The sequence below is a fragment of the Rathayibacter sp. Leaf185 genome (genome assembly GCF_001423885.1).
Taxonomy (GTDB): Bacteria; Actinomycetota; Actinomycetes; order Actinomycetales; family Microbacteriaceae; genus Rathayibacter.
In genome coordinates, this window is sequence record NZ_LMPP01000001.1 from 84,425 (window position 1) to 111,344 (window position 26,920).

A 26,920-nucleotide genomic window follows, 5' to 3' on the forward strand; every position below is an offset into this window, starting at 1 on the left:
ATGCGCGCATTCGAGCCCTACGATCTCCCCGTGAGCCCTGTCGAACCACCTCGTCTGAAGAGAGTCCCCTGGAATGGCAACTGAGACCGTCGTCCGCCCGAAGGCGAAGGTGCGGATCGGAGATCGGGTCTTCTCGATCTCGACCGTCGCCGCCGGCTCCCTCATCCTCCTCGTCCTGGCCGCCGTCGCGATCTTCCTCATCGCGCAGTCGATCCCCGCGTTCACCGCGACCCCGGACCAGCTGCCCGGAGAAGCGACGAGCTTCTGGGCGTACGTCGGCCCGCTCGTCTTCGGCACGATCTGGTCGGCCGTCATCGCCCTCGTGATCGCACTGCCCCTGTCGATCGGGATCGCCCTCTTCATCTCGCACTACGCGCCCCGCCGCATCGCCATGGCGCTCGGCTACATCGTCGACCTGCTCGCCGCTGTCCCCTCGGTCGTCTTCGGACTCTGGGGCGCGACGGTCCTCGCGCCGATGGTGCAGCCCTTCTACCTCTTCCTGAACGTCAACATCGGCTGGTTCCCGCTCTTCGGCGGCCAGGCCTCCGGAACGGGCAAGACGATCCTCACCGCATCGGTCGTCCTCGCCGTCATGGTCATCCCGATCATCACCGCCGTGTGCCGCGAGATCTTCCTCCAGGCCCCGCGGCTCCACGAGGAGGCGGCACTCGCCCTCGGTGCCACCCGCTGGGAGATGATCCGCATGGCCGTCCTCCCCTTCGGCGCCCCCGGCATCGTCTCGGCCGCGATGCTCGGCCTCGGCCGCGCCCTCGGCGAGACCCTCGCCGTCGCGATGGTGCTCTCGCCCGCCACGGTCGTCTCGTTCCTCCTGCTGACCTCGCAGAACTCGAACACCATCGCGGCCAACATCGCCCTGCAGTTCCCCGAGGCGAGCGGCGTCGGGGTCAACGTGCTCGTCGCCTCCGGCCTCATCCTCTTCGTCATCACCCTCGTCGTGAACTCGATCGCGCGATTCATCGTGAATCGTCGCAAGGCCTTCTCTGGAGCCAACTGATGTCCGCCGCCACCTCGACCGCCGTCGTCCCTCCCGTCACGCTGATCACAGGCAAGCTGCCCAAGGGGACCCCCTGGATGCTCCTGGTGGGCAGCTGGGTCGTGTTCGCGCTCGTCTTCCTGGTACTCCAGGCGGCCGGCATGATGAACGACTTCAGCCTCGTCGGCGCGATCTTCTGGGGCACCGTCCTCTTCGACATCGCCATCTACGTGGTCTCGCGCCTCGTCGAGGGCGGCCGCAAGGCGGTCGACCGCCTGGTCACCTCGCTCGTCGCGACGGCGTTCATCGTCGCGCTGCTCCCGCTCATCTCGCTGCTCTGGACCGTCGTCACGAACGGCACCGCGCGCTTCGACGCCCTGTTCTTCGGCTCCTCGATGCGCAACGTCATCGACGCGGGCGGTGGAGCACTGCACGCGATCGTCGGGACGCTCGAGATCACCGCCATGGCCGCCGTCATCTCGGTGCCGATCGGCCTGCTGACCGCGATCTACCTCGTCGAGTATGGGCGCGGGCACCTCGCCCGGGCGATCACGTTCTTCGTCGACGTGATGACGGGCATCCCCTCGATCGTCGCCGGTCTGTTCGCCTACGCCCTCTTCTCCCTCCTGCTCGGCCCCGGCGTCCGGATGGGCTTCGCGGGCTCGATCGCCCTCGCCGTGCTGATGATCCCCGTGGTCGTCCGCTCGTCCGAGGAGATGCTCAAGCTCGTCCCGAACGAGCTGCGCGAGGCCTCCTATGCGCTGGGCGTGCCCAAATGGCTGACCATCGTCAAGATCGTCCTGCCGACCTCGATCGCCGGCATCACCACCGGCATCACGCTGGCGATCGCCCGCGTGATCGGCGAGACGGCTCCGCTGCTCATCGTCGCCGGATTCACCGCCTCGATGAACTACGACCTGTTCAGCGAGCGGATGATGACCCTCCCGGTCTTCGTCTACACGCAGTACGCGAACCAGGGCCCCGACTCGGAGGCGTTCCTCAACCGCGCCTGGACCGGGGCGCTGGTCCTCATCCTGATCGTCATGGTGCTCAACCTGGGCGCACGGCTCATCGCCAAGGCGTTCGCCCCCAAGCTCGGCCGCTGACACCCACCACTCGGCTCCGGCCGCCACTCCCGAAGGAAGCAATGTCCAAGCGCATCGAGGTCAACGACCTCAACGTCTACTACAGCCAGTTCCTCGCGGTGGAGGGCGTCTCGCTCGCCATCGAACCGCGCACCGTCACGGCGTTCATCGGTCCGTCCGGCTGCGGCAAGTCCACCTTCCTCCGGACCCTGAACCGCATGCACGAAGTCATCCCCGGCGCCCACGTGGAGGGCGAGGTGCTGATCGACGGCAACAACCTCTACGCGCAGGGCGTCGACCCCGTGCAGGTGCGCCGGCAGGTCGGCATGGTCTTCCAGCGCCCGAACCCCTTCCCGACGATGTCGATCCGGGACAACGTGCTCGCGGGCGTCAAGCTCAACAACCGCCGCATCTCCAAGTCGGACGCCGACGCGCTCGTCGAGCGCTCGCTCCAGGGCGCGAACCTGTGGAACGAGGTCAAGGACCGGCTCGACAAGCCGGGCTCCGGCCTCTCCGGTGGCCAGCAGCAGCGCCTCTGCATCGCCCGCGCGATCGCGGTCTCACCCGATGTCCTGCTGATGGACGAGCCGTGCTCGGCGCTCGACCCGATCTCGACCCTCGCCATCGAGGACCTCATCGAGGAGCTGAAGAACGACTACACGATCGTGATCGTGACGCACAACATGCAGCAGGCCTCGCGGGTGTCGGACCGCACCGCGTTCTTCAACATCGCGGGCACCGGCAAGCCGGGCAAGCTCATCGAGTACGACGACACCGCGACGATGTTCTCGCGTCCGTCCGTCCAGGCGACCGAGGACTACGTGTCGGGTCGCTTCGGCTGATCCGACGCCTCGACGCAGAAGAGCCGCACTCCTCGGGGAGTGCGGCTCTTCTGCGTTCGGGTCGTCAGGCGGTCGCTATGGCGAGGATCGGATCGGTCGTCGGAACGTCCGATCCGCCCGCGTCCTCGACCGTGACGGCGACGACCGCCCCCGCGGCGAGCGTGCCCTCGAGCGGCGCCACCGTGCGGCCGTCGCCTCCGTCGAAGGTGCCAGCGGGCACGGCGCCCGAGGTGCCGATGTACCAGAGCTCGTACGTCTTGTCGTCGGGGAGGGCGGCGAGGTCGTCGACCACGAGCGCCGAGCGGCCGAGCGAGCTCGACCAGACCAGCGTCGCCGTCTCACCCGTGGCGAGCGCGCCCGCCGTCTCCTGCACATCGGGAGCGCTGCGGATCTGCTCGAGCGCGGTGAGCTGCTGGGTCTGTCCGGCGTCCGGAGCGAGGAGCGGCGGGAGGGTCACTCCGCCGACCACGATCACTGCGGCGGCGGCTGCGGCCGAGAGGTAGACGGCCGGACGGGCGAACCACCGGCTGCGGCTCCGCGCCTCTGCGCCGTGTCGCGCGGGGGCGGGTGCCTCGTCGGGCGTCGTCACGGCCCGCAGGCGCGGTGCCTCGGTCTGCTCGGAGGCCGTCTCGGGAGCCGCCGGGGCCGGCAGCTGCGGCGTCGTCGCGATGAGTGCCATCAGGTCGGTCTTGAGGGCCGGAGAGGGCGCGATGGGGGGCGCACTGGAAGCGAGCGCCTCGGCGACCGCGGAGAACTCGTCGGCCTCGCCGCGCGCCTCCGGGTGCTCGTCGAGGTAGCGGGCGAACCGCGCCTCCTCGTCGGGGGTAAGAATGCCGAGCGCGTGGCCGGCCGCGAGCTCGCGCGGATCGGCGGCGCCATCGGGATCGTTCATGTCGTTCACAGGGCCACCCCCATCTCTTCTCGAAGTCTGATCATTCCATCGCGGAGTCGCGTCTTGACGGTGCCGATGGGGCACTTCAGGATCCCCGCGATCTCACTGTGCGAGTACCCGCCGTAGTACGCGAGCTGAAGCGCCTGGCGCTGGAGCTCGGTGAGGCGCCCGAGAGCGACGGCGACCTTCTCGTGCTCAAGTGACACCTCCGCCTGCTCGGCGACCTGGTCGTACTCACGACCGAGGTCTCGGATACCGATGCGCACGTCCCGATCGCGGCCCGCTTGAGCCGCGCGTACCCGATCGATGGCCCTGCGGTGTGCCATCGTGAGGATCCAGGTCGTCGCGCTTCCTTTATTCGGAGCGAACCTCGCGGCGGTTTGCCAGATCTCGAGGAAGACCTCCTGCGTGACCTCCTCGGACTGCGCGCGGTCGAGGAGGACACGGGTGATGAGTCCGAGCACCCGGGAGGCGAAGAGGTCGTACAGCTCTGAGAAGGCGCGCTGGTCGCCCGTCGTGATGCGCTCCAGGAGCGCTCCGGCATCGGCCGTCGTGTCGTCGGTCATCCGCGTCGCCCCGCTCGCGCCCGGTTCGTGAGGTTCCGGGACATCCAGAAGGCTGCCACGGCGAGGCCCGCGATCACGACCGACACTTCGAGCGGGTGGGTCACGAATCGCACGTCGATCGGGACGACCCCGAGATCGACGAGCGCCGGGTCGGACAACCGGGGCGCCAGCCAGAGCGAGATCACCGCGACCACGGCGGCCGTCAGCCCGGGGTAGCTGCGCGGGCGGAGGAGTACCCAGAGGCCGGCGGCGATGTCGAGGACCGCGAGGGTGCGCATGATCGCGCCCTGCGAGACGACGACGCCGCCGCCCAGCAGAGCCCCCTCTGCGGAGTCGACTCCCGGAGCCGCGACGAGGTAGAGGACAGCCGCGACGAGGAGGCCGAGGCCCGCCACGAGCCGTGCCGCGATCCGGAAGGCCTTGGGACTCTTCATTCCGGATCTCGCCTGTCTGTCGGGGATCGGGACGATCACTCTCCGCGGATCCTCGGCCGGTCGCTCCGACGCGAAGGATGGGGCCGGACCGCAGAAACGCCTCTCGGCGCGAGGCCGCTCGAAGCGGCTATAAGTGGAGCCCGGGGTTACTGCGATCCGGCTCATGCCAGTGTAACGGGTGCCCCCCGGGAGCCCGCGAGGAGCGTTCGCGGTCCGAGAACGCCGGGCGGGAGCGGGTTGCGCCGGCTACTCGAGGGAGTCGCTGCGCCAGAGCCGCGCGCAGCTCACCAGCTCGGCCGCGGTCGTCGAGAGCCGCAGCGCGCGGGTGGTCAGCTCGCTCGCCCGTGCCCCGTCGGTGAACTCGACGTCGTCGGCGACCGAGGCGGCACCGGAGGCGCTCACCCGGCAGAAGGCGGCCGCGCGATCGAGCGCCACCGCGAAGTCGCCGTCGAAGACCCCTCGGAGGATGCGGTCGGCCAGCTCGGTGATCTCGGCCGGACCGGTCGGGGTGACGGCTCCCGCGACGACGGGGTCGATGGTCGCCGACAGCTCGACACCCCGCTGGTAGAGGAAGCTCGTGCTCTCGGGATCCTGCCGGATCACGAGGCGGAGGAGGTAGATGCGCCAGAGCGCGCCGGGCAGGCTGGCCGCGCTCGAGCGGGCCCACAGCTCGGCGAGCGCGTCGATGCCGTTGTGGTCGGTGTACTCGACCAGGCGGTCGATGATCACGGGGTCGGGGTCGTTCCGCACGCGGCTGAGCAGCGCGACGGCCGTCTCGTGCGCGACGCGGCTGATCTGCGCCGGGTCCTCGCCTCCCTGGAACGCCTCGAAGACGTGGGAGGGGAACTTGGTCGGCTTGTGGAAGCCGTTTGTCATGGGGCCGCCTTCCGCGGTGGAGGTGCTCGACCGAATCGGCTCGATGGTGCCGGTCGGTTCGAGGAGGGTAACGCGCGGGCGCGCCTGCGTATGCCCCCGTGCCGCCCCCGCCTCCCCGGGCGCTACCCTGGATGCCGCGGGCCTCTAGCTCAGTTGGCAGAGCAGCGGACTTTTAATCCGCGGGTCGTCGGTTCGAGCCCGACGGGGCCCACCGTGGACACATCGCACGCCGCAGCGGACCGATCCACAGGCCGCGCCTCCGCTCCCCTGCTGCACCCCTTCCCACTACTCGTGGCAGAGGGACCAGTCGGTGTCGGGGTAGTCGCGGGTGACGGCGCCGTCGAGGAGACGCCAGACGCCGCCGTGGTGCTCGAGGAGGCGGCCGTGGACGATCTCGGACGCCCACCCCTCGTCGGTGCGGTACCAGCGGACGAGTCGGACGGTCACGGCGCTGCGGGTGCCGACGCGAGGGGACATCGTCGTCCTTTCGGGTGGAGGTGGAGGGTCGTGCGGTGGATGGGGCCGGAGCTCATCTGCTGACAGAGGTTGGTCTCGATACGCCGCCTCCGGCGGCTACTCGACCAGCAGGCAACGGACGGCGGGCGGAAAACGGCGGGCGTCAGGCAGACGGGGCGGGCGGCGAGTAGCGGCGGGCCGAGGCGAGGCCAGGGGGCGGGACGGCCGGCGGAAAGGGGTCGCCGACCGCCCCGCGTGTGTCACCGGGTCGGGTCGTCGGCCCAGAAGCAGACCATCGTCATCGTGGAGCGGTAGAAGAGGGTCTTGGCGTCGACCTTGTCGACCGGGCGGTCCTCATCGTCGGGATAGAGCTCGCCGGCGGAGTCGACTCCGGGCGGCAGGCAGGCGTCCTGCGCGGTGTAGCGGGTCGGCTTCTTCGGGGCGTACCAGTCGCCTCCGTCGCCCTGCTCGGTTCCGGCGATGAAGGACGGGATGCCGGTGTACGAGCACAGGAGCGTCAGCGACGCTCCCGCTCGGACGAAGCGGTAGCTCGTCGTACTGAGATTGATGTCCGGCGAACCCGGGAGCAGCGCGCCGTAGTAGCAGGAGCCGTTCGACGAGATGTCGGTGGAGGCGTAGTGATCGAGGTTGGCGCCGGCGTTGTGGTCGGCGAGGGCAGGAGTCGCGGCGGCGCCCACCAGGGCGACGGCGGCGGCGAGAGCGAGGACGGTGGAGCGGAAGGACGGCATGACGGTCTCCTCAGCGAGACGGCGTCGGCGCAGTGCGTCGGCAGTGGCGGGGCGCTCGACGAACGAGCGACGACGGGGCATCCGCTCGACCGGGCGACAGCGCTGTCACTCGATCGGATGCTCCGCGGGCGTCCGGCGGACCGGATGCCCCGAACTCTAGACCGCTGAGCGGCGGGTGTCTGCCCCCTGCGAGGTCACGAAGGAGCGGCGATGCCCGGGCCTGCCGGAGGAGAACGCTGAGCGCATCCTCCGCGAACGGCGACGCAGGACTCGCTCGCTGGGCCCGAAAGAACCGGCCTCGACGAGCAGGCGGAGTGATGCAGCGACCTGCCGTGCGAGCCGGGGGTCGATCCCGCCCGGGATCCGCACCGCGACGATCAGGTCGAGAGCAGTCCGCGTGGTGCGAGAGATCGCCATGCCCGAACCCTATGAAGACTCTGAGAACGAGGATACGCCCCGCGGCGGGGGCGAGCGACAGCATCATTGCTCAGCTGTCGCCCGACTCCGCGCGAGGCGTGGACCGGATCGTGCTCGGGTCAGCTCGTGCTGCCGTCGCCGCGGCCGGTGGCCGACTGGAGGCGATCGATGTGCTCGGAGGCCTGGGCCTTGGTGAGGTCTGCGGGCAGGGTCTCTCCGGCCTCTCGGGCGAGGGTGTCGAGGTAGCTGCGCTGCGGACCGGTCATCGGCTCGTCGCCGGTGACCCAGTCGGACGGGTCCTTACTGGCGCTGGTGTCGCTGCTGTCGTCGGCTCGGGCACCGAGGACGTCGCCCTCGGTCTTGACGTCGGGATCGGTGGTGTTGTCATCGCTCATGCGTGCGACGCTACGCCCGACCACCGACACGGACGAGGGCTTGCGGATCGCCTCACTCCGGGCCGTTCCGCAGCGTCAGGACCCGAGCAGAGCGTGCGCCACCGTGAAGATGACCAGACCCGCGAGCGAGCCGACGACGGTGCCGTTGATGCGGATGAACTGCAGATCCTTACCGACCTGCAGCTCGAGCTTCTCGGAGGTCTCGCGAGGATCCCAGCGCTGGATGGTCTCGCCGATGATGCTGGCGATGTCGGTGCGGTAGCGGTCGACGAGGTTCGACGCGACCGTCCCGATCCAGGTGTCGACGGTGGTCGCCAGCGCGTCGTCGGTCGACAGCCGGCGGCCGAGATCGATCACGATCGACTCGATGCTGGCGCGCAGCGGGCTGGTCGGGTCGTCCATCGCACCGAGGAGCGAAGCCTTCGTGGTCTCCCACACATCACCAGCGAGGTCGCGCACGCGCGGGCTGTCGAAGGCGCGGTTCTTGATCTCCTCCACCCGTGCGATGAGGTCGGGATCGGTCCCCAGATCCCTCGCGAGTGTCGCGAGATAGCCGTCGATCGCGATCCGGAAGGGGTGGCCCTGATCGTCGCGGACGGCCCCGACGAAGACCAGGGCCTCGTGGTAGAGCCGCTCGTCGACGACGCGGCTGACGGCCGAGGGCAGCCAGCTCGGGAGGCGGCCGCTGACCATGCGGGTGAAGCTCTCGGGATTCGCGGCGAGCCACGCCTCCGCCTGCTCGACCAGCGTGTCGACGAGTCGTCGGTGGTGACCCGACTCGACGATGCCGCCGACGAGCGAGCCGAGCGGCGGGCCCCACTGCGGGTCGAGGAGGTGGCGGCGGGCCAGCGCCTCGATGACCCGCTGGACGTCGGAGTCGTCGAGCAGCGCGATCGCGGCGCGCACCGCCGCCGCGCTCTCACCGCCGACCCGCTGGGCGTTGGCCGGCTCGGCGAGCCACTGCCCGGCTCGCCGCGCGATGCCGAACGAGTCGAGCTTCTCGCGCACGATCGCCCCGCGGAGGAAGTTCTCCTCGACGAACTGCGCCAGACTCGCGCCGATCTCGTCCTTCTTCGTCGGGATGATCGCCGTGTGCGGGATGGGCAGTCCGAGGGGCCGGCGGAACAGCGCCGTGACGGCGAACCAGTCGGCGAGCGCGCCGACCATCCCGCCCTCGCTGGCGGCCCGGACCCACTGCAGCCACGGATAGCGGTCCTGCAGAGCGAAGGAGACGGTGAAGACGATCGCCATCACCACCAGCAGCCCCGTGGCCAGGCGCTTCATCCGGACGAGGGCGGCCCGCTTCTGCTCGTCGTCCCGGCCGACGGAGGTGGTCGCCAGCGTCATGACGAGGCGGGGAACCCCTCGTGACGGATTCCCCAGGCGACGGTCCACTCCTCGCCGGGCTCGAGCCAGCGCAGGCCCTGGCCGCTGTTGAGCGCGTCAGCCGGAGCGGTCATCGGCTCGACCGCGATGGCGGTCTTGACGTCATCGCCCTCCGGGAAGATGCGGGTGATGAAGACCTGGATGTAGTTGTGCGAGGCGTCGGCCCAGAGCAGCACGCGGCGGCCGTCGGCGGCGCTCACCCCGTGGACGCTCTCGCCGTCGACCACGGTGACATCTGCCCAGGCGTCGTCGAGCTCGAGGTCGCCGACGCGGCGTCCACCGCGGAGGTCCCAGTCGGAGCCGTCGACCGGGCTCTGACCTGTCGGGTTGAGCCGCTCGTCGACCTCGATGTGCACAGCGGCATCGACGGTGATCGTGAGCTCGTCGGTGGGCACGTCCCCGATCGCGAGGAACGGGTGCGTGCCGATCGCGACCGGAGCCTCCTCGGCGCCGACGTTGACGACGCGGTGCACGACCTTCAGGCCGTCGGCCCGCAGCTCGTAGCGGACGGTCGTCTCGAGGTGGAAGGGCCAGCCGCGCTGCGGGACGACCGCGGCGGCGAGCTCGACGAAGGACGGCCCCTGCTCGACGAGGCGGTAGGAGGTGGCCGTGAGCAGTCCGTGGATCGCGTTGGAGTACTTGGGCTCGGTGATGTCGAGCTGCAGGGTCCGGCCGCCGTGGTGCCACTTGCCGTCCTTGACGCGGTTGGGCCAGGGCATCAGGACGATGCCCGAGCCGAACGGCGGCACGACGCTCTCGGGGTAGGCGGCGGTGATCTCGATCCCGTCGACCGAGAGGTGGCGCAGCCCTGCGGCGACCTCTGTGACGACGGCGTGCAGGGTGCGTCCCTCGGCGGTGAGGTCGAGAGCGAACTGGCGCCCGGTTGCGGGGGCGGGGGTGAAGTCGGCCATGGCTGAATCCTACGGACTGACGCTGCGGCGGGAGGCCGCGCGAGATCGCTCGCAGCGCGTGACTGCCAGACCCGCCTCCTCGAGACGGGACACGACGTCGTCGGGCGCCGCCTCGCCCGTCAGGAGGCGGTCGAACTCCGCGGTCGCGGCCACTCGGCCGAGGTCGACGACGCCGAGCTTGCGCGAGTCGGCCACGACGACCCGCCGAGACGCGGCCTGCAGCATGCGGCGCTTGAGGGTCGCCTCCGGCAGGTTGACATTGGTGATGCCGGCCGACGGGTCGACGCCGGTGCAGCCGATGAAGACGACGTCGGCGCGGAGGCGCTCGAGCACCTCGGACGCGAGCGGCTCGACGAGCGAGTGCTGCAGGGGGCGCAGCGTGCCGCCGGTGACCACGACGGTGAAGCGCGGGATCGCGGGCTCGAGGGCCAGTGCGGTGGACAGGCCGTTGGTGATGACGGTGACGTCGTGCAGATCGTCGCGGGCGACGAGGGCGTGGGCGATGGCCAGCGGGGTGGTGCCCACGTCGAGGATGACGCTCTCACCCGACGAGACCGAGGCGGCGGCCTCGCGGCCGATCGCGGCCTTCTCGTCCGCGGCGGCGGCCAGCCCCTCCTCGAGGGAGCGCTCGCCGACGCGCTCCGCGACGGGGATGGCACCGCCGCGGACCCGCTGCACGGAGCCCTCGCCGACGAGGACGTCGAGGTCGGATCGCACGGTCACGACGGACACGCCCAGGCGCTCCGACAGGTCGGCGACCGAGACGAACCCCTGCTGCTGGGCGAGCACGAGCATGCGCAGCCGGCGCTCGAGGGCGGAGTGGCCCTCGGTCTCTCGGTCGGCTGCCATGCGCCCCATCGTGGCGTGTGACCGAGTGCTTGTCAAAGAGAAAACCGTCTTTCCTTTCCGAAGGTCGGACGGTACTCTCGTACCTGTCATGAATGAAGCGATCACACTCACCGGCGGCGTCGTCAAGCGCCCGCACACGCTCGCCGACGGCCGCGAGCTCCTCTACTTCGACGACGCCGACACGACGCTGCCGGCCGATCGCGCTGCCGACGCGCGCGAGCTCGATCCGCGCCCCGCTACGGCGAGCATGCGCCAGGACCCCCTCACCGGGGAGTGGGTGTCGATCGCCGCCTCGCGGCAGAACCGGGTGTTCCTGCCCCCGGCCGAGCTCGACCCGCTCGCGCCGGCCTCGGCGACCAATCCGTCGGAGGTTCCCAGCCGGTACGACGTGGCCGTCTTCGAGAACCGCTCGCCGTCCTTCGGGCCGCTGCTCGAGGACGCCGACGCTCCCGCCTCCCTCGACGACCTGCGGACGCTGGGCCTCGGCCGCACGCTGACCAGCGTCGGCCGCTGCGAGGTCGTCTGCTTCAGCCCCGAGCACGAGGGCTCGTTCGCGACCCTCAGCGCGTCGCGCGCGCGCACCGTGGTGGAGGCGTGGGCCGACCGCGTCGCCGCCCTGTCGGCGCTCCCCGGGGTCCAGCAGGTGTTCCCCTTCGAGAACCGCGGCGAGGCGATCGGCGTCACGCTGCACCACCCGCACGGCCAGATCTACTCCTACCCCTACGTCACGCCACGGACGACGCGGCTCCTCGCCTCGCTCGACTCCTACGGTCCCACCCTCTTCGCCGACATCCTGGCGTTCGAGCAGGCCGGCGAGCGCGTCCTGATCCGCGGCGAGCACTTCACCGCCTTCGTGCCGTTCGCGGCGCGCTGGCCCATCGAGGTGCACCTGCTCCCCCACCGCCACATCGCCGACATCAGCGAGACGACCCCGGAGGAGCGCGACGAGCTCGCGGCGATGTACCAGCGACTGCTCCGCGGCATCGACGCGCTCTACGACTCGCCCACCCCCTACATCAGCGCCTGGCACCAGGCCCCCGTGCACGAGCGTCGCGACGAGGTGCGGCTGATGCTGCAGATCACCTCGCCCCGCCGCGCCGAGAGCAAGCTGAAGTACCTCGCGGGCAGCGAGGCGGCGATGGGCGCCTGGATCGGCGACATCGCTCCCGAGACGAGCGCCGCCGCCCTGCGCGCCGCCATCGGGCGCGCCGACGCCGCGACCCTGGCCGCCGAGGCCGACGACAACCCCGAGGCCGCGGTCTCCGACACCACCGAGGAGTCCCGATGACCGACACGAGCGCACCCCTCGACTCCGTCTCCGAGCGCGCGGTCCGCGACTTCGAGCGCGCCTACGACCGCGCCCCTGCCGGCGTCTGGGCCGGCCCCGGCCGGGTGAACCTCATCGGCGAGCACACCGACTACAACGACGGCTTCGTCTTCCCCTTCGCCATCGACCGCGCGACCGCGATGGCGGTCGCACCGCGGGAGGACCGCGTCATCCGCATCGCGAGCGCCTTCTCGCCCGAGATCGTCGAGACCACCATCGACGAGCTGGGCCCGGGCGCACTCGCGGGGTGGTCGGCGTACCCGCTCGGCGTCGTCTGGGCTCTCTCGGAGTACGGCGTCGACCTCGACGATCGGACCGGCTTCGACGCCTTCGTCGACTCGGACGTGCCGGTCGGCGCCGGGCTGTCGAGCTCGGCCGCGCTGATGTGCGCCATGGCCGTCGCGCTGGACGAGCTGTGGGAGCTCGGCCTCGACCGGGCGACCCTCGCCAGGGTCGGGCGCCGGGCCGAGAACGTCGCGGTCGGTGCGCCGACCGGGATCATGGACGAGTCGGCCTCGCTCTTCGGCGAACGGGACTCCGCAGTGTTCCTCGACTGCCGGAGCCTGGACACCGAGGTCATCCCGCTCGGCTTCGAGGAGGCGGGTCTCGTCCTGCTGGTGATCGACACCCGTGTCGAGCACGCCCACGCAACAGGCGGCTACGCCGAACGGCGCGCCTCGTGCGAACTCGGTGCCTCGACCATGGGGGTCGAGTCGCTGCGCGAGCTGTCCGTCGACGACCTGCCACAGGCCGAGGATCTGCTCGATGACGTCACCTTCCGCCGTGTGCGGCACATCATCACCGAGAACGCGCGCGTCCTCGCCACGGTGCGCACTCTCCGCGAGGAGGGACCGCGGGCGATCGGCGAGCTGCTCGACGCGGGTCACCTGTCGCTCCGCGACGACTTCGAGATCTCGGTCCCCGAGCTCGACACGGCGGTCGAGTCCTCCCGCGGCGCCGGTGCGATCGGCGCCCGGATGACGGGTGGCGGCTTCGGCGGTTCGGCGATCGCGCTGACGCCGGTCGAGAAGGAGGCGGAGGTCCGCGCTGCGGTGCTCGCCGCTTTCGCGGAGAAGGGCTTCCGCGCGCCGGAGCTCTTCCTCGTCACGGCGGCGGACGGCGCCGGGCGCGTGCGCTGAGACGCGAGCTGTGCGCGAGGGGGCAGGCTCTCGACCTCACGGCTGATCAGCCCCATGCCTGATGGTCGAGCAGCCCCGGAGGAGCCTGTCGAGACCCCGCCACCGACCGCGGATCAGCCGCTCGACCCGCACTGCTGACGCTGGTGGATCTCGCTCCGCCCGCTCCGTGGGCTGCGGGCCCGATCAGTAGGGCGGTGCGAAGCGCTTGCCCGCATCGCGGAGTCGGTCCTCAGGCCTCAGACGGCGGTACGACGGCGCGCGGAGTGCCTCCGGTGACGGCGACGAGCTCTGCGAAGGTCGTCGGGTAGACGGTGTGGGCGTGGCCCGCGGCGGCCCAGACCGTGTCGTACCGCGAGAGCTCGTCGTCGACCACCGTGCGCAGGCGCCGCGGGTGACCGACCGGTGCGACGCCTCCGATGGTCTGCCCGGTCGCGGCCTTGACGACCGAGGCGGACGCCCGCGTGATCGCACCGCCGAGCGCCTCCCCGAGCCACGCCGTGTCGACGCGGTGGCCGCCGCTCGTGAGTACGAGCAGCGGCTCACCGTCGAGCAGGAACACCAGCGAGTTCGCGATCTGGCCGACCTCGATCCCCAGCGCCGCCGCGGCGAGCGCCGCCGTCGACGCCGCCTCGTCGAGCCAGCGGACCGGCGGGTGGACGCCGTGCTCCGCGAGATCGGCGAGGACGCGGTCGACGGCGGGATGGCTGCGTTCGCTCATGTCGCCGAGGCTAGCGGCAGGCTCAGCTCTTGAGCGTCGCGATGTCGATGACGAAGCGGTAGCGGACGTCGGAGGCGAGCACGCGCTCGTAGGCCTCGTTGATCTGCGACGCCGAGACGACCTCGACCTCGCTCGCGATGCCCTTCTCGGCGCAGAAGTCGAGCATCTCCTGGGTCTCCTTGATGCCTCCGATGCCCGATCCCGCGAAGGAGCGGCGAGCGCCGAACAGCGTGAAGACGTGCAGCGGCAGGGCCTCGGCCGGGGCGCCGACGTTGATCATGGTGCCGTTGCGACGCAGCAGCCCGAGGTAGGCGTCGAGGTCGAGCACGGCGCTCACGGTGTTGATGATGATGTCGAAGGTGTTCGCGAGAGTCGTGAACGTCTCCTCGTCCTTCGTCGCGTAGTAGTGATCGGCTCCGAGGCGGAGGCCGTCCTCCTGCTTGCTCAGCGACTGCGAGAGCACGGTCACCTCGGCACCCATGGCGTGCGCGAACTTGACGGCCATGTGACCGAGCCCGCCGAGACCGACGACCGCGACGCGCTTGCCGGGGCCCGCCTCCCAGTGCGAGAGCGGCGAGTAGGTCGTGATGCCGGCGCAGAGCAGCGGCGCGGCGGCCTCGTAGGGGATCGACTCCGGCACGCGGAGGACGAAGTCCTCGACCACGACGACGTGGGTCGAGTAGCCGCCCTGGGTGATCGTGCCGTCGCGGTCGACGGAGGCGTAGGTGCCGGTGTTGCCCTTCAGGCAGTACTGCTCCTCGCCCGCGAGGCAGTTCTCGCACTCGCGGCAGGAGTTGACCATGCAGCCGACGCCGACGCGGTCGCCGACGGAGTGCTTGGTGACCTCGGAGCCCACCTCGGCGACGACGCCGACGATCTCGTGGCCGACGGTCAGCGGGTACTTCACGGGACCCCACTCGCCGCGGACGGTGTGGATGTCGGAGTGGCAGATGCCGGAGTAGGCGATCTCGATGAGCACGTCGTGGGCGCCGACATCGCGGCGCTCGATGGTGGTGGGGATCAGCGGCTCGGTGGCGGACGGAGCGGCGTAGGCGTTGACGGTGAGCATGTGTTCTCCTCGTGGGGCGGGCGCACGCGAACGACGGGGTCGTGCGGGGGTGGGGACGCGAGTGCGCATCTCCAGGCTATCGATCGGGTCTGGACGCTCCCCGTAGGCTCGGAGCATGCGGAGCGCGATCGACCTCAACGCCGACCTCGGCGAGGGCTTCGGCGTCTGGGAGCTCGGCGACGACGAGGCGATCCTCGGTGTGGTCTCGAGCGCGAGCATCGCCTGCGGCTTCCATGCGGGCGACCCGTCGATCATGCTCGCGCGCTGCCGGTCGGCCGCTGAACGCGACGTCGCCATCGGCGCCCATGTCTCGTACCGCGATCTCGCCGGCTTCGGCCGCCGCGACATCCCGGTGACAAGCGACGAGCTCTACGCCGATGTGGCGTATCAGATCGGTGCACTGCAGGCGTCGGCTCGCGCGACCGGCACCCGGGTCCGGTACGTCAAGCCGCACGGCGCCCTCTACAACCGCATCGTGCACGACGAGCTCCAGGCGGAGGCGGTGGCCGCGGCGGTCCGCGACGTCGCGCCCGAGCTCGCCCTGCTCGGCCTCGCCGCCTCGGCGGTCGAGCGAGCGGCGGCGGCGGCCGGGCTCCGCTTCCTCCGGGAGGCGTTCGTCGACCGCGGCTACCGGGCCGACGGCTCCCTCGTGCCGCGCGGCGAGCCCGGAGCGGTCCTCTCGGATCCGGCGCTCGTCGCCGCCCGCGCCGTGCGGATGGTGGTCGAGGGCGCCGTCGAGACGAGCTCGGGCGAGCACCTCGCCGTCGATGTCGACTCGCTCTGCGTCCACGGCGACTCCCCGGGTGCGCTCGCGATGGCGGAGGCGGTGCGCGCGGCCCTCGCGGAGGCGGACGTCGCGCTCGCTCCCGCTGCGCCGTGATCGCGACGCGGCTCCTCCCCTCCGGCGACCGCGCCGTGCTCGTCGAGGTCGAGGGTCTCGACGAGGCCCTCGCACTGCGGTCCGCACTCGATCGTGAGCGCCTGGTCGGTGTGCTCGACCTGGTGCCGGCCGCCCGGACCGTGCTGGTGATCCTCGATCCGGGGCACCTCACGCTCGCCGCGGCCGGTCGCTGGATCAGCGCCGTCGCCGGCACCGCCACTGTCGGCGACACGGGGCTCGGCGGGCGGCGGCACGAGATCGCGGTCCGCTACGACGGCCCGGACCTCGACGCGGTGGCCGAGGGGCTCGGCTGGAGCGCGGACGAGCTCGTCCGCCGCCACACCGCGAGCGTGTGGCGCGCGGCGTTCGGGGGCTTCGCTCCCGGCTTCGCCTACCTCGCGGCCCTCGCACCCTGGCCCGAGATCACGCGGCGCGCCGAGCCGCGGACGCGCGTGCCGGCCGGCTCCGTCGCCCTCGCCGGCGGCTGGTCGGGGATCTACCCGCGCTCCTCCCCCGGCGGCTGGCAGCTGATCGGGTCGACGGAGGCGGTGCTGTGGGACGTGGACCGCCTCCCGCCCGCGCTCGTCGCACCCGGCGACGAGATCCGCTTCCGGGCGGTGCCGTGAGCCTTCTGGTGCTCGATCCGGGACCGCTCGCGCTGGTCGAGGACGACGGGCGCGCGGGTCGAGCCGCGCTCGGCGTCGGCCGCTCCGGCGCCATGGACCGCAACGCCCGACGGACGGCGAACCGACTCCTCGGGAATGCGGAGCACGCGGCGGTGCTCGAGCTCCTCGGCGCAGGATTCGCGGCGCGCTTCGAGGCGGACACGTGGATCAGCCTCGGTGGAGCCGCGGGGGTCGCGACCCTCGACGGGCGAGCGCTCGACCGCCTCCTGCCCGCCCTCGCACGCGCGGGGTCGGTCCTGCGGCTCGGACCGCTGCCGACGGGGCTGCGCCGCACCCTCGCGGTGCGCGGCGGAGTCGAGGTGCCGGTGGTGCTCGGCTCCCGGTCCCGCGACACGCTCTCGGGTCTCGGGCCGGAGCCGCTCCGCGCCGGAGACGTGCTGCCCGTCGGCTCGGCTCGTGGTCCGGTGCTGCCGGTCGACTGGTGGCCGTTCGATGCTCCGGGCGCCTGGATCACCCTCGACCTGCACCCGGGTCCGCGTCTCGAGCGCCTCCCGGACGGCACCTGGCAGCGACTGCTCGCCGCGCCGTGGACAGTGAGCGGCGAGGCCGACCGGGTCGGGGTCCGGCTCCGCGGATCGCCACTGCCGACGGGCGACTCGAGCGAGCTGCCGAGCGAGGGGCTCGTGCACGGCTCGGTGCAGCTGCCGCCCTCGGGGCTGCCGGTGGTGTTCGGGCCGGATCACCCGGTGACCGGCGGATACCCCGTCGTCGCGGTGGTCGACTCCGCATCGCTGGATCTGCTGGCGCAGCTGGTACCGGGGAGCCCGGTGAGCCTCCGCGCCGCGCGTCGCCGAGGGTGATGGTGCGATTCGCAGGTGATGGTGCGATTCGCAGGCGATGGTGCGATTCGCAGGCGGTCGCAACCAGAGAACGTTCTCCTCCGTATGAAGGGAGTGGAGAACGGGGGATCGCCTGCAGATGGCACGAACGCCTGCAGACGGCACCAGCACCTGCAGAGCACAGGGACACCTGCAGAGCGCGCACCCGGTCAGCGCAGGGCGCGCTCCGCCGCCGATACCACGTTGTGGATCAGCATCGCCCGCGTCATGGGGCCGACTCCACCCGGCACCGGCGACAGCCAGCCCGCGACCTCGGCGACTCCAGGAGCGACGTCGCCCGTGAGCTTCGCCTTGCCCGTCTCGGGGTTCTCGACCCGCGTGATCCCCACATCCAGAATGGCCGCGCCGGGCTTCACCCAGTCGGCCGCGATCAGGCCGGGGACGCCGACCGCCGCCACCACGATGTCGGCGCGGCGCACCTCGGCGGCGAGGTCGGTCGTGCGGGAGTGGGTCAGCGTCACGGTCGCGTCGAGGCCCTTGCGGGTCAGGAGCAGCCCGAGCGGGCGTCCGACCGTGAGCCCCCGGCCGACGACGACCACGTGGCGACCCTGCAGCGGGATGTCGTAGCGCTTCAGCATCTCGACGATGCCGTTCGGCGTGCAGGGCAGCGGGCTGTCGAGCTCGCCTTCGACGCCCAGCACGAGTCGCCCCAGGTTGGTGGGGTGCAGGCCGTCGGCGTCCTTGTCAGGATCCATCAGCTCGAGCATCGCGTTCTCGTCGATGCCCTTCGGCAGCGGGAGCTGGATGATGTAGCCGGTCACCGACGGCGAATCGTTGAGATCGCGGATCGCCGCCCGGATGTCGTCGGCGGACGCCGTGGCGGGCAGGTCGACGCGGATCGACTCGATCCCGACCTCGGCGCAGTCGCGGTGCTTCCCGGCGACGTACGAGCGCGAGGCGGGGTCGTCGCCGACCAGCAGCGTGCCCAGACCCGGGACGACGCCCTTCTCGCGCAGAACGGCGACCCGCTCGGTGATCTCGGCTTTGACCGCGGCCGCCGTCGCGACTCCGTCGAGTACCTGTGCCGTCATGTCGGAACTCCTCGTGCTGGGGCACTCGGGAGGAGCCGCGGCACTGGCCACGGCTCCTCCCGAGCGCTCGGATGGTGGCGACTACAGGCCCGGGTAGAGCGGGAAGTCGTCGGTGAGCCGCGCGACGCGGGCGCGCAGCGACTCGAGGTCGGCCGAGGGCTTCAGCGCCTCGGCGATGACATCGGCCACCTCGGTGAACTCGGCGTCGCCGAAGCCGCGGGTCGCGAGCGCGGGCGTGCCGATGCGGAGGCCCGAGGTGACCATCGGCGGGCGCGGGTCGAACGGCACGGCGTTGCGGTTGACCGTGATGCCGACCTCGTGGAGGCGGTCCTCGGCCTGCTGACCGTCGAGTGGCGAGTTGCGCAGGTCGGCGAGCACGAGGTGCACGTCGGTGCCACCGGTGAGCACGTCGATGCCCTCGGCCTTGGTGTCGGCGGCGACGAGGCGCTCGGCGAGGATCTGCGCACCGCGGATGGTGCGCTCCTGACGATCGGCGAACTCGGCCTCGCCGGCCAGCTTGAAGGCGGTCGCCTTCGCGGCGATGACGTGCATGAGCGGGCCGCCCTGCTGACCCGGGAAGACGGCCGAGTTGAGCTTCTTGGCGTACTCCTGCTTGGCGAGGATGAGGCCGGAGCGGGGACCCGCGAGCGTCTTGTGCACCGTCGAGGTGACGACATCGGCGTGCGGCACGGGCGAGGGGTGCAGCCCCGCGGCGACGAGACCTGCGAAGTGCGCCATGTCGACCCAGAGCTTCGCGCCGACCTCGTCGGCGATGGCGCGGAACGCCTCGAAGTCGAGGTGGCGCGGGTAGGCCGACCAGCCGGCGATGAGCACCTGGGGGCGCACCTCGAGGGCCTTCTCGCGGACCACGTCCATGTCGATGCGGAACGTCTGCGGGTCGACTCCGTATGCCGTGGCGTTGTAGAGCTTGCCCGAGAAGTTGAGCTTCATGCCGTGCGTGAGGTGGCCGCCGTGCGCGAGCTCGAGCCCGAGGATGGTGTCGCCGGGCTGGATGAGCGCGGCGAGCGCCGCCGCGTTGGCCGTGGCTCCGGAGTGCGGCTGGACGTTGGCGAACTCGGCGCCGAACAGTGCCTTGGCCCGATCGATCGCCAGCTGCTCGGCGATGTCGACGTACTCGCAACCGCCGTAGTAACGGCGGCCGGGGTAGCCCTCGGCGTACTTGTTGGTGAGCACGGAGCCCTGCGACTCGAGGATCGCGCGCGGGACGAAGTTCTCGCTCGCGATCATCTCGAGGTAGCCGCGCTGGCGGTCGAGCTCCTGCTGGAGGACGGCGGCGATCTCGGGATCGACGACCGAGACGGGCTGGTCGAACGTGGCGGCGAGGCTGGTGCTCGCGGCGGAGGAAGAGGACACGGACGCTCCTTGACGGCGAAACGGATGGCACCCGTGCCGTCGCGGCGAGGCGACGAGGCTCGTTCGGGCGACCGGGACTACGGTATCCGTTCCGGCCCAGGCGTGCGGCAGGAAAAGTGTCCGGCGAGAATGCACCGGAGGAGGTGTCGCTCCCTGATGGTCACCCATCCGAACGCCAGTCGCGACGCGGCAAGTGTAGCAAGAGCCGGAGGCTGAAGCTCCCTCACGTCTGTGCGAGGATCTCTCGGAGTCGTCCCTGGTGCCGGACGCGGGAGGGACCATCGTGAGAGGCAGGGCGAGCGCTCGCACGGCCGTCGACCCGCTCGGCGACGCCGAGCTGATCGAGCTGGTCCGCGACGGCGAGGCCTCGGCCACGGCGGAGCTGTGGCGGCGGCACGCGGCAGCCGCACGCTCCGTCGCGCGAGCATGGTCGGGGTCGCTCGACGCCGACGACCTCGTCTCGGAGGCGTTCCTCCGCGTGCTCTCGACGATCGAGCGCGGCGGCGGGCCCGAGGGCGCATTCCGCCCCTACCTCTTCACCGCGATCCGCAACGTCGCCGCCTCGTGGGGTCGACGCCAGGACCGCGAGCGCCCGTTCGGGTCGGAGGAGGACGTCGTCGAGTCGGGCCCCGGCCCGGAGGAGACCGCGCTCGCGGCGCTCGATCGGGATCTGGGCGTGCGGGCCTTCCGCGCACTCCCCGCCCGCTGGCAGGAGGTGCTCTGGTACACGGAGGTGGAGGGACTCACCCCGGTCGAGGCCGCGCCCCTTCTCGGCCTGCGTCCCAACTCGGTGGCCGCTCTGAGCCATCGCGCGCGAGAGGGGCTGCGCGGGGCGTGGATCCAGGAGCACGTGACCGACGTGGCGGCGGAGGGAGAGTGCCGCTGGGTGCTCGAGCGGGCGGGGTCGCACGTGCGGGGACGCCTGCCGGCGCGCGGCCGCCTCCGGGTGCGCTCGCACCTCGTGGAATGCGCGTCCTGCCGCACGGCTCTCGCCGACGCGGAGCAGACGGGCGCTCGACTGGCGACGGTGCTCCTCCCGTTCGTCGCGGGCGTCGGAGGTGCGGCGGCCTACGCCGCAGGCGGTGCGGTCTCGGGCGGGGCCGGTGCTGCTGTGGCCGGCGCGGGTGGCGCAGTGGCGAGCGCCGGGACGGCCGCGGGGGGCGTCTCCGTCACCGCGGTCGTCGTCGCTGCCGCCGGACTGCTGCTCGTCGCGGGCGTCGCGATCGCGGCGCTGCTGCCCGCCTCGGGACCCGAGGCATCAGAGGTGCCGGAGTCGGTGAGTGCTGCGCCGGACGAGGTCTCGTCGACTCCGGCGGTGGAGGCGACGATCGCCCCGGTCCCGGCCGTCGAGCCGACGCCGAGTCGCGAGCCGGATGCGCCGGTCGAACCCGCGCCCACCACCCGACCCGATCCGATCGACGAGGCTGCGACGGCCGTCCCCGAGACCGTGGAGCCGCCGTCCTCGCCGGGGCCGACTCCGACCCCCACCGCGGCGCCGTCCGCGACCCCTCCGCCGACCTCCACCCCTTCCCCCCTCCCGACACCCACCCCGACGATCCCGACCACGACGACTCTCGAGCCCGACCCCGCGGAGCGCCTGCTCCCGGAGGCCACGGGAACCGCGACTCCCGGATCGACGGTGACGGTCGAGGACGCGGAGTCGGGCGTCGTCTACGCGAGCACGGTCGCCGGAGCCGACGGGACGTGGTCGCTGCAGGCGATCCCGCTGCCGGCGGGCGACACCGCGGTGATCGTGCGGACCACTTCGCCCGACGGCACCGAGACGGTGGGCGCCTCCGAGACCGTGCGACTGCTGGCGCCGAGCATCCTCGCCCCGGCGAGCTCCGACTCCGGCGTCCCCGTGCTCGTGCTGGCGGAGCCGGGCATCGTGCAGCTCCTCGTGGACGGCGAGGTCGCGCTCGAACGGACGGTCTCGAGCGTCGGCTTCGTCGCGACAGTCGATCTCGGGGCGGGAGATCACGTGATCAGCGCGCGCTACGCCTCCCGGGACGGGCGCACCGGCGCCACCGCCTCGACCACCGTCGTCGTGCGCTGACGGGCGCCGATATCCTGAGCGGATGCAGTCCGACCCCGCCGCGCCCTCCTCCGACCTGCCCGTGCCCACCGGCACCGACGACGCCGGCGCGACTCGGCAGCAGCCCGCCAACCACTGGACCCTGACGTTCACCTGCCCCGACCTGCCGGGCATCGTGCACGCCGTCTCCGGAGCCGTGGTGCAGGCGAGCGGCAACATCACCGAGAGCCAGCAGTTCTCGAGCGCCGACACCGGCCGCTTCTTCATGCGGCTGCAGGTCGAGTCGGCCGTCACGCGCGACGAGTTCGAGCGGGCGCTGCTGCCGGTCACCGAGCGCTACGGGATGACCTGGCGGCTCGACGTCGTGGGCAGGCCGCTCCGGACCCTCGTGCTCGCCTCGACCGCGGCGCACTGCGTGAACGACCTGCTGTTCCGCCAACGCGCGGGGCAGCTGGCGGTCGACGTGCCGCTGATCCTCTCGAATCACGCCACCCTCCGCGATCTCGCCGAGTTCTACGGCGTGCCGTTCGAGTCGCGGCCCGTGGTGTCTCCGGAGTCGAAGCGCGAGTTCGAGGAGCGGGTGATCGAGGTCGTCGAGCAGTACGACATCGAGCTCGTCGTGCTCGCCCGCTACATGCAGATCCTCTCCCCCGAGCTCTGCGCACGCCTGGCCGGCCGCGCGATCAACATCCACCACTCCTTCCTGCCCGGCTTCAAGGGGGCGAACCCCTACAAGCAGGCGCACGCCCGCGGCGTGAAGCTGATCGGAGCGACGGCCCACTTCGTCACGAGCGATCTCGACGAGGGACCGATCATCGAGCAGAACGTCGTGCGCGTCGAGCACTCGCGCTCGGCGGCCCAGCTCGTGGCGATCGGGCAGGACGAGGAGAGCCGCACGCTCACGCAGGCGGTCAAGTGGTTCGCGGAGGACCGGGTGCTGCTCGACGGAGCGCGGACGATCATCTTCCGCTAGGCCTCGCGCCCAGGACGGCGCGGCTACGATGGTCGGCGTGAATCGAGCAGGAGCGACCGCCGCGGGATCCGACATCAGGATCGGTCCGAACGACGTGCTGCGCTTCGTCCTCGAGCTCTTCGCTCTGGCGACCTTCGGGATCTGGGGCTTCACGAGCTGGACCCTGCCCCTGAGCATCGTCTTCGGCGTCGGAGCGCCCGTTCTCGCCGCTCTGGTCTGGGCGCTGTTCCTCTCTCCGCGGGCCGTTCTCTCGATCGACGTCTACGGGCGCTCGCTGATCGAGCTGCTGGTCATGGGCGCCGCCGCCGTGGCGTGGCTCGACATGGGCCAGCCGATCGTCGCGATCGTGTTCGGCGTCGTCGCGGTCGTGTCCGGCGTGATCGCCGGGCGTCGCGCCGTCTCCTGACGCCTCCCTCGAGGTCTCCTCCGAGCGCGCCCCGACCTCCGGAGGCGCCGCGAACGCGAACGGCCGCCCCGCGGCTCCGGTGGGAGCGCGCGGGGCGGCCGTCGAGGCGGACGCGGAGGGCTACTCCGCAGCCACTCCCTCACGCTGGGCGAGGGCCCGGCGGCGGACACCGGAGATCACCACTCCGGCGCCGATCAGCGCCAGAGCCGCGGCTCCGAGAAGACCGCCCTCGAAACCGGTGGAGGGCAGGCCGCCCGAGCCGCCGCCGTGGCCGGGCGCACCCGGTCCGGCGGTCGGCGAGGCGGACGGCGTGGACGTCGGCGTCGTGGTCGGCGCCGGGCCCGCAGTGGGTCCTGCGGTCGGCGTCGGCTCAGGCGTCGCCGTCGGCTCCGGGGTTCCCGTGGGCTCCGGAGTCGCGGTGGGCGTGGGAGTCGGCGTCGCCGACTCCGTCACGTCGACGCTCACCAGAGTCGCGAGACCCGAGTCGGAGTAGGCGACCCGTCCGAGGTACCGGGCGGGGCCGGCCAGGTCGGACCACGAGATCGCGTAGCTCGTCGGCTCGCCCTGCGTCGCGTCGATCACCGCGGGCTCGGTCGTCAGCGAGCCGACGCCGTTCTCGGGAGTGATGACGAAGCTGCGCAGGTCGAAGGTGACCGTGGTCTCCGCGCCGACCGCGTAGATGTCGGCGGTGACACGGTAGGTGCCGGCCTCCGGCTCCGCGAGGTCGACGCGCTCGTCGGCGGAGGCGGTGGCCGAGACGGCCTGCGAGACGGGCTCGCCCGCCGCATCGAGCAGCTCGACGTACAGGTCGAGGTCGGCCGTCTCGTCCAGCGAGTCGAGATCGAAGCGCGCGAAGTCGGCGCCCTCGGGCACGTCGACCTCGGTGATCAGCGTCGTGCCCGCCGGCAGGGTGCCGGAGTGGCCGTCGGCCGCCGTGGCGTCCTCGGCGAGGACTCCCTGGGCGAGTCCGGTCGTCGACAGCGGCAGTGCGCCGTCGATGCCCGGCGTGATGGTCGCGTCGGTCGAGCCGGTCGAGCCGGAGCCCGAGACCTCGTAGGGCGCGTCCAGCAGGACGGGGCGCACGGCGACGGGGCTGCGCACCTCGTGCTCGGCGCTCGACCAGGTGAGGTAGCCGGTCGCGAACTCCGAGAGCTCGGCGTCCCCGGTCGTGAAGGTGACCGTGTACTCGGCCGTCTGGCCTGCTCCGGTGAAGGAGAGGGTGGAGGGCGACACGACGGTCTCGACACCGGGGATGTCGAGCGATGCGGTGTAGGTGCCGGGAGCGGTCGACGTCACCGTGCGGGTGACGGTCTGCGTTCCGGCGAGCGCGCCGATGGCGATCGAGGCCTGGTTGAGGTCGGACGGGTCGATGGCCTCGATCGGGTCGATCGCGGGGTCGGGGTTGAAGACGTAGCCGGCACCCTTGAGGAACGCGATCCAGTCGCTCGGGCCGCTGTCGTAGATCAGTCCGGGGTCGAGGAAGGCGGTCGGGTCGACGTGACCGGCGCCCTGGGCGAAGACGTCCTCGGAGGCGTTCCCCGACTGGTCGACGCTGTCGTACGAGGTCGTCATCATGGCCGACTTGACGGCCGAGGGCGACGCGTTCGGGCTGGCGCCGAGGATCAGCGCGGCGAGGCCGGCGATGTGCGGCGACGACATCGACGTGCCGGATTCGAAGGCGAAGGCGGGGTCGTCGCCCTCGGCGTTGAAGCTGTCGGCGAGGATCGCGACGCCGGGCGCCGTGATGTCGGGCTTCAGCACGTCACTGCCGTCGGCCTCGGCCGGACCGCGCGACGAGAAGCCGGCGACCTGGGGAACCGCGATGGCGATCCCCGAGGTGTTGCCCTCGCTCAGCGTGACGGTCGCACCGGGAGTGGACGCGTAGGCGGTGATGGGGTTGTACGCCTCCGAGTCGATCTGGATGCTCGGGACCGAGTGGTCGTCGACGTGCAGGGCGTTGGGGAACGGGTTGAGCAGCAGCATGCCGATGCCGCCCGCCCGCTCGACCTCGGCCGACTTCGACACGCGGGCGGTGACGCCGGCGGTGCAGGCGACGATCTTCCCCGCGACCTTCGTGGGGTCGAGGGTGCCGGTCTCGCAGATCTCGGGAGTCTCGGCGCCAGGGAGGACGACGTCGGCGCTGTTCACGAGCGGTCCGGTCACGTCCTCGTGGACGGTGATCGATCCGCCGGGGAAGGCCTGGCCGTCACCGAGGGTGGCGGTGGCCGTGTAGGTCGGGATCGAGGAGGCGGCGACCGTCGTGTACCACGGCGAGGCGTGGTCGAGGGTGGAGTCGCCGGGGCCGGAGTTGCCGGCCGATGCCGCCACGAAGACGCCCGCGGCGGCGGCGTTGAGGAACGCCTCGTCGATCAACGTGAGCGTGGAGGTGGCCGAGCCGCCGCCGATCGAGAAGTTGATCACGTCGACGCCGTCGCTGGTCGCCGCGTCGATCGCGGCGAGGATGCCGGGACCGGAGCAGAAGTCGTCGTCATCGGTTCCGTCGACGTCGCCGTTCCAGCAGACCTTGTACGCAGCGACCTTGGCCGCCGGAGCGACACCCGAGATCAGTCCGTAGTCGTAGCCGTCGACACTCGCGTCGACGCCCGCGTTGCCGGCGGCCGTCGAGGCGGTGTGCGAGCCGTGGCCGTCCGCGTCGCGCGGCGAGAGGTACTCGGGGTTGTCGGGCGATCCGGCCGGCTCGGACTCGCCGAGGAACCAGCGGGCGCCGATCAGCTTCTGGTTGCACTCGTCGCCGGACCACTGCTGGGACGCGTCGGCACCGCTCACGCAGGCACCGACGAAGTCGCTGCCGTCGGACTTCGGGTAGGTGACCGTGGTGCCGTTCGTGTACGGAGCGGCTCCAGGGCTCGTGGCGAGCGGTGCGCCCGCGAAGGACGGGTTCTCGGGAGCGATGCCGGAGTCGATGACGCCGACCACGACGCCCTCGCCGGCCTTGTCGATGCCGCCGAGCTCGTTCCAGACGCCGTCGGCGCCGTCGAGCCCGAGGAAGCTCGTCGAGGGCTCCTGCCCGGTGTCGGGGACGGGGATCCCGGCGGCGGCAGGTGCCTTCAGGGTCGTCGGCTGGGCCGCGCGGTCGAGGGTGAGGTCCTCGATCTCGCGCACCTGGGCGACGTCCTTGCGGTTCGCGAGGCGGCTCGCCTGCGCACCGGTCAGCTCGGCCGAGAAGCCGTTGAGGGTGACCGTGTAGTGGTAGCCGATCTCGGCGTCGACAGCGGCGGCGACGTCGTCCTGGCGCTGCTCGAGGTGGGCCGAGTAGTCCTCGACGGGAGCGGATCGCGCCTGGAGCTGCGAGCCGGCATCGGGAGCGGTGCGGGCGAAGCGGGCGTCAGTGCCCTTGTAGGTCGCCGCGGCCGGCTCGATCAGGGTGACGACGTAGTCGCCGTCGTCGAAGCTCTGCAGCGCCGAGAGGCCGCCGACGAGCGAGGCGCTCCCGACGACAGGGGCGGCGGAGGCGCCGGTGGCCGCGAAGGCGGCGGAGGCGGCGACTCCGATGACGGCGAGGCCCGCGAGGATGCGCCGGTCGGCGCGGCGGGCAGGTGGACGGTGGGACGGGTGGATCGGCAATCGATG

At 71.7% G+C, this 26,920-nt stretch carries 26 protein-coding genes, 1 tRNA gene and 1 riboswitch; of the genes, 12 read left to right on the forward strand and 15 right to left on the reverse strand.

The genetic code is table 11. The features are described from left to right. The first annotated feature begins 73 nt into the window (after positions 1 to 73). From pstC to pstB, 3 genes are read left to right on the forward strand one after another with little or no spacing between them, the layout of a single operon-like run. Complete coding sequence (gene pstC / locus ASG06_RS00450) at positions 74 to 1,015, forward strand: phosphate ABC transporter permease subunit PstC (protein ID WP_056037029.1); 942 nt, start codon at positions 74 to 76, stop codon at positions 1,013 to 1,015. Then, on the forward strand, positions 1,015 to 2,100 hold the full coding sequence (gene pstA, locus ASG06_RS00455; protein WP_056037033.1) for a phosphate ABC transporter permease PstA: 1,086 nt from the start codon (positions 1,015 to 1,017) through the stop codon (positions 2,098 to 2,100). Before pstC ends, pstA begins: the two co-directional genes overlap by 1 nt. 41 nt (positions 2,101 to 2,141) lie before the next feature. Continuing rightward, complete coding sequence (pstB, locus tag ASG06_RS00460) at positions 2,142 to 2,921, forward strand: phosphate ABC transporter ATP-binding protein PstB (protein WP_056037038.1); 780 nt, start codon at positions 2,142 to 2,144, stop codon at positions 2,919 to 2,921. 64 nt (positions 2,922 to 2,985) lie between these two features. Here pstB and ASG06_RS00465 read toward each other — a convergent pair whose 3' ends face one another. The 4 genes from ASG06_RS00465 to ASG06_RS00480 all read right to left on the reverse strand — a co-directional run bounded on the left by ASG06_RS00465 (position 2,986) and on the right by ASG06_RS00480 (position 5,689). After that, positions 2,986 to 3,813, reverse strand: coding sequence for an anti-sigma factor (locus ASG06_RS00465; protein ID WP_082498998.1), 828 nt, complete (start codon positions 3,811 to 3,813; stop codon positions 2,986 to 2,988). 5 nt (positions 3,814 to 3,818) lie between these two features. After that, entirely contained in the window at positions 3,819 to 4,379 is a 561-nt protein-coding gene (gene sigK / locus ASG06_RS00470; protein ID WP_056037043.1) for an ECF RNA polymerase sigma factor SigK, read from the reverse strand. Further along, the gene (locus tag ASG06_RS00475) at positions 4,376 to 4,813 is read right to left on the reverse strand and encodes a hypothetical protein (RefSeq protein WP_056037045.1); all 438 of its coding nucleotides are present in this window, start codon (positions 4,811 to 4,813) and stop codon (positions 4,376 to 4,378) included. Before ASG06_RS00475 ends, sigK begins: the two co-directional genes overlap by 4 nt. Before the next feature lie 246 nt (positions 4,814 to 5,059). Further along, positions 5,060 to 5,689: a hypothetical protein gene (locus tag ASG06_RS00480; RefSeq protein WP_056037048.1), complete on the reverse strand. Its 630-nt coding sequence runs from the start codon at positions 5,687 to 5,689 to the stop codon at positions 5,060 to 5,062. Between the two features lie 138 nt (positions 5,690 to 5,827). Between ASG06_RS00480 and ASG06_RS00485 the strand changes: the two genes are divergently transcribed. Then, positions 5,828 to 5,900: transfer RNA gene (locus tag ASG06_RS00485), tRNA-Lys, on the forward strand. A 74-nt stretch (positions 5,901 to 5,974) separates the two neighbouring features. Here ASG06_RS00485 and ASG06_RS00490 read toward each other — a convergent pair. From ASG06_RS00490 to ASG06_RS00515, 6 genes are all read right to left on the reverse strand, one after another. Then, positions 5,975 to 6,166: a hypothetical protein gene (locus ASG06_RS00490; protein ID WP_056037052.1), complete on the reverse strand. Its 192-nt coding sequence runs from the start codon at positions 6,164 to 6,166 to the stop codon at positions 5,975 to 5,977. Between the two features lie 239 nt (positions 6,167 to 6,405). After that, on the reverse strand, positions 6,406 to 6,894 hold the full coding sequence (locus ASG06_RS00495) for a hypothetical protein (RefSeq protein ID WP_156465814.1): 489 nt from the start codon (positions 6,892 to 6,894) through the stop codon (positions 6,406 to 6,408). 536 nt (positions 6,895 to 7,430) lie between these two features. Then, positions 7,431 to 7,706 (reverse strand): DUF3072 domain-containing protein, encoded by a 276-nt coding sequence (locus ASG06_RS00500; RefSeq protein WP_056040281.1) that lies wholly within the window; start codon positions 7,704 to 7,706, stop codon positions 7,431 to 7,433. Positions 7,707 to 7,781: 75 nt separating this feature from the next. Then, a complete protein-coding gene (locus ASG06_RS00505) occupies positions 7,782 to 9,053 on the reverse strand; it encodes a DUF445 domain-containing protein (RefSeq protein WP_056037058.1) in 1,272 nt (423 codons plus the stop codon). After that, complete coding sequence (locus ASG06_RS00510; protein ID WP_056037060.1) at positions 9,050 to 10,003, reverse strand: aldose 1-epimerase family protein; 954 nt, start codon at positions 10,001 to 10,003, stop codon at positions 9,050 to 9,052. The genes ASG06_RS00505 and ASG06_RS00510 overlap by 4 nt, the downstream gene beginning before the upstream one ends. A gap of 9 nt (positions 10,004 to 10,012) precedes the next feature. Beyond that, positions 10,013 to 10,852, reverse strand: coding sequence for a DeoR/GlpR family DNA-binding transcription regulator (locus ASG06_RS00515; protein WP_056037063.1), 840 nt, complete (start codon positions 10,850 to 10,852; stop codon positions 10,013 to 10,015). Between the two features lie 88 nt (positions 10,853 to 10,940). Between ASG06_RS00515 and galT the strand changes: the two genes are divergently transcribed. Further along, positions 10,941 to 12,140 (forward strand): galactose-1-phosphate uridylyltransferase, encoded by a 1,200-nt coding sequence (gene galT / locus ASG06_RS00520; RefSeq protein WP_082498835.1) that lies wholly within the window; start codon positions 10,941 to 10,943, stop codon positions 12,138 to 12,140. After that, on the forward strand, positions 12,137 to 13,318 hold the full coding sequence (gene galK / locus ASG06_RS00525) for a galactokinase (RefSeq protein WP_056037066.1): 1,182 nt from the start codon (positions 12,137 to 12,139) through the stop codon (positions 13,316 to 13,318). The genes galT and galK overlap by 4 nt, the downstream gene beginning before the upstream one ends. A gap of 229 nt (positions 13,319 to 13,547) precedes the next feature. Here the strand turns inward: galK and ASG06_RS00530 are convergent, their stop codons facing one another. Beyond that, positions 13,548 to 14,036 (reverse strand): YbaK/EbsC family protein, encoded by a 489-nt coding sequence (locus tag ASG06_RS00530; protein WP_056037069.1) that lies wholly within the window; start codon positions 14,034 to 14,036, stop codon positions 13,548 to 13,550. A 22-nt stretch (positions 14,037 to 14,058) separates the two neighbouring features. After that, positions 14,059 to 15,105 (reverse strand): NAD(P)-dependent alcohol dehydrogenase, encoded by a 1,047-nt coding sequence (locus tag ASG06_RS00535; protein ID WP_056037071.1) that lies wholly within the window; start codon positions 15,103 to 15,105, stop codon positions 14,059 to 14,061. A gap of 115 nt (positions 15,106 to 15,220) precedes the next feature. On the opposite strand from ASG06_RS00535, the gene ASG06_RS00540 reads away from it, so the two are divergent. The 3 genes from ASG06_RS00540 to ASG06_RS00550 are packed head-to-tail and all read left to right on the forward strand — an operon-like array spanning position 15,221 to position 17,471. Beyond that, positions 15,221 to 15,985, forward strand: a complete 765-nt coding sequence (locus ASG06_RS00540; protein ID WP_056037073.1) for a LamB/YcsF family protein — start codon at positions 15,221 to 15,223, stop codon at positions 15,983 to 15,985. After that, positions 15,982 to 16,611 (forward strand): 5-oxoprolinase subunit B family protein, encoded by a 630-nt coding sequence (locus tag ASG06_RS00545; protein ID WP_082498836.1) that lies wholly within the window; start codon positions 15,982 to 15,984, stop codon positions 16,609 to 16,611. Before ASG06_RS00540 ends, ASG06_RS00545 begins: the two co-directional genes overlap by 4 nt. After that, complete coding sequence (locus ASG06_RS00550; protein WP_056037076.1) at positions 16,608 to 17,471, forward strand: biotin-dependent carboxyltransferase family protein; 864 nt, start codon at positions 16,608 to 16,610, stop codon at positions 17,469 to 17,471. Before ASG06_RS00545 ends, ASG06_RS00550 begins: the two co-directional genes overlap by 4 nt. A gap of 188 nt (positions 17,472 to 17,659) precedes the next feature. Here the strand turns inward: ASG06_RS00550 and ASG06_RS00555 are convergent, their stop codons facing one another. Both ASG06_RS00555 and glyA read right to left on the reverse strand, forming a co-directional pair. Next, entirely contained in the window at positions 17,660 to 18,541 is an 882-nt protein-coding gene (locus ASG06_RS00555) for a bifunctional methylenetetrahydrofolate dehydrogenase/methenyltetrahydrofolate cyclohydrolase (protein ID WP_056037078.1), read from the reverse strand. 81 nt (positions 18,542 to 18,622) lie between these two features. Beyond that, positions 18,623 to 19,915, reverse strand: a complete 1,293-nt coding sequence (gene glyA / locus ASG06_RS00560; protein ID WP_056037082.1) for a serine hydroxymethyltransferase — start codon at positions 19,913 to 19,915, stop codon at positions 18,623 to 18,625. 87 nt (positions 19,916 to 20,002) lie between these two features. After that, positions 20,003 to 20,108: riboswitch (ZMP/ZTP riboswitch) on the reverse strand. Positions 20,109 to 20,198: 90 nt separating this feature from the next. Between glyA and ASG06_RS00565 the strand changes: the two genes are divergently transcribed. Genes ASG06_RS00565 through ASG06_RS00575 form a run of 3 tightly spaced genes read left to right on the forward strand, consistent with a single transcriptional unit; the run spans position 20,199 to position 23,329 of the window. Then, complete coding sequence (locus ASG06_RS00565) at positions 20,199 to 21,971, forward strand: sigma-70 family RNA polymerase sigma factor (protein ID WP_156465815.1); 1,773 nt, start codon at positions 20,199 to 20,201, stop codon at positions 21,969 to 21,971. 22 nt (positions 21,972 to 21,993) lie between these two features. Further along, a complete protein-coding gene (gene purU / locus ASG06_RS00570) occupies positions 21,994 to 22,923 on the forward strand; it encodes a formyltetrahydrofolate deformylase (protein WP_082498838.1) in 930 nt (309 codons plus the stop codon). 37 nt (positions 22,924 to 22,960) lie between these two features. Continuing rightward, positions 22,961 to 23,329: a YrdB family protein gene (locus ASG06_RS00575; protein ID WP_056040289.1), complete on the forward strand. Its 369-nt coding sequence runs from the start codon at positions 22,961 to 22,963 to the stop codon at positions 23,327 to 23,329. A gap of 120 nt (positions 23,330 to 23,449) precedes the next feature. Here ASG06_RS00575 and ASG06_RS00580 read toward each other — a convergent pair whose 3' ends face one another. Next, positions 23,450 to 26,914 carry a S8 family serine peptidase gene (locus ASG06_RS00580; protein ID WP_056037088.1) on the reverse strand — a complete coding sequence of 1,155 codons (3,465 nt, stop codon included), beginning with the start codon at positions 26,912 to 26,914 and terminating at the stop codon, positions 23,450 to 23,452. Positions 26,915 to 26,920: the final 6 nt, after the last annotated feature.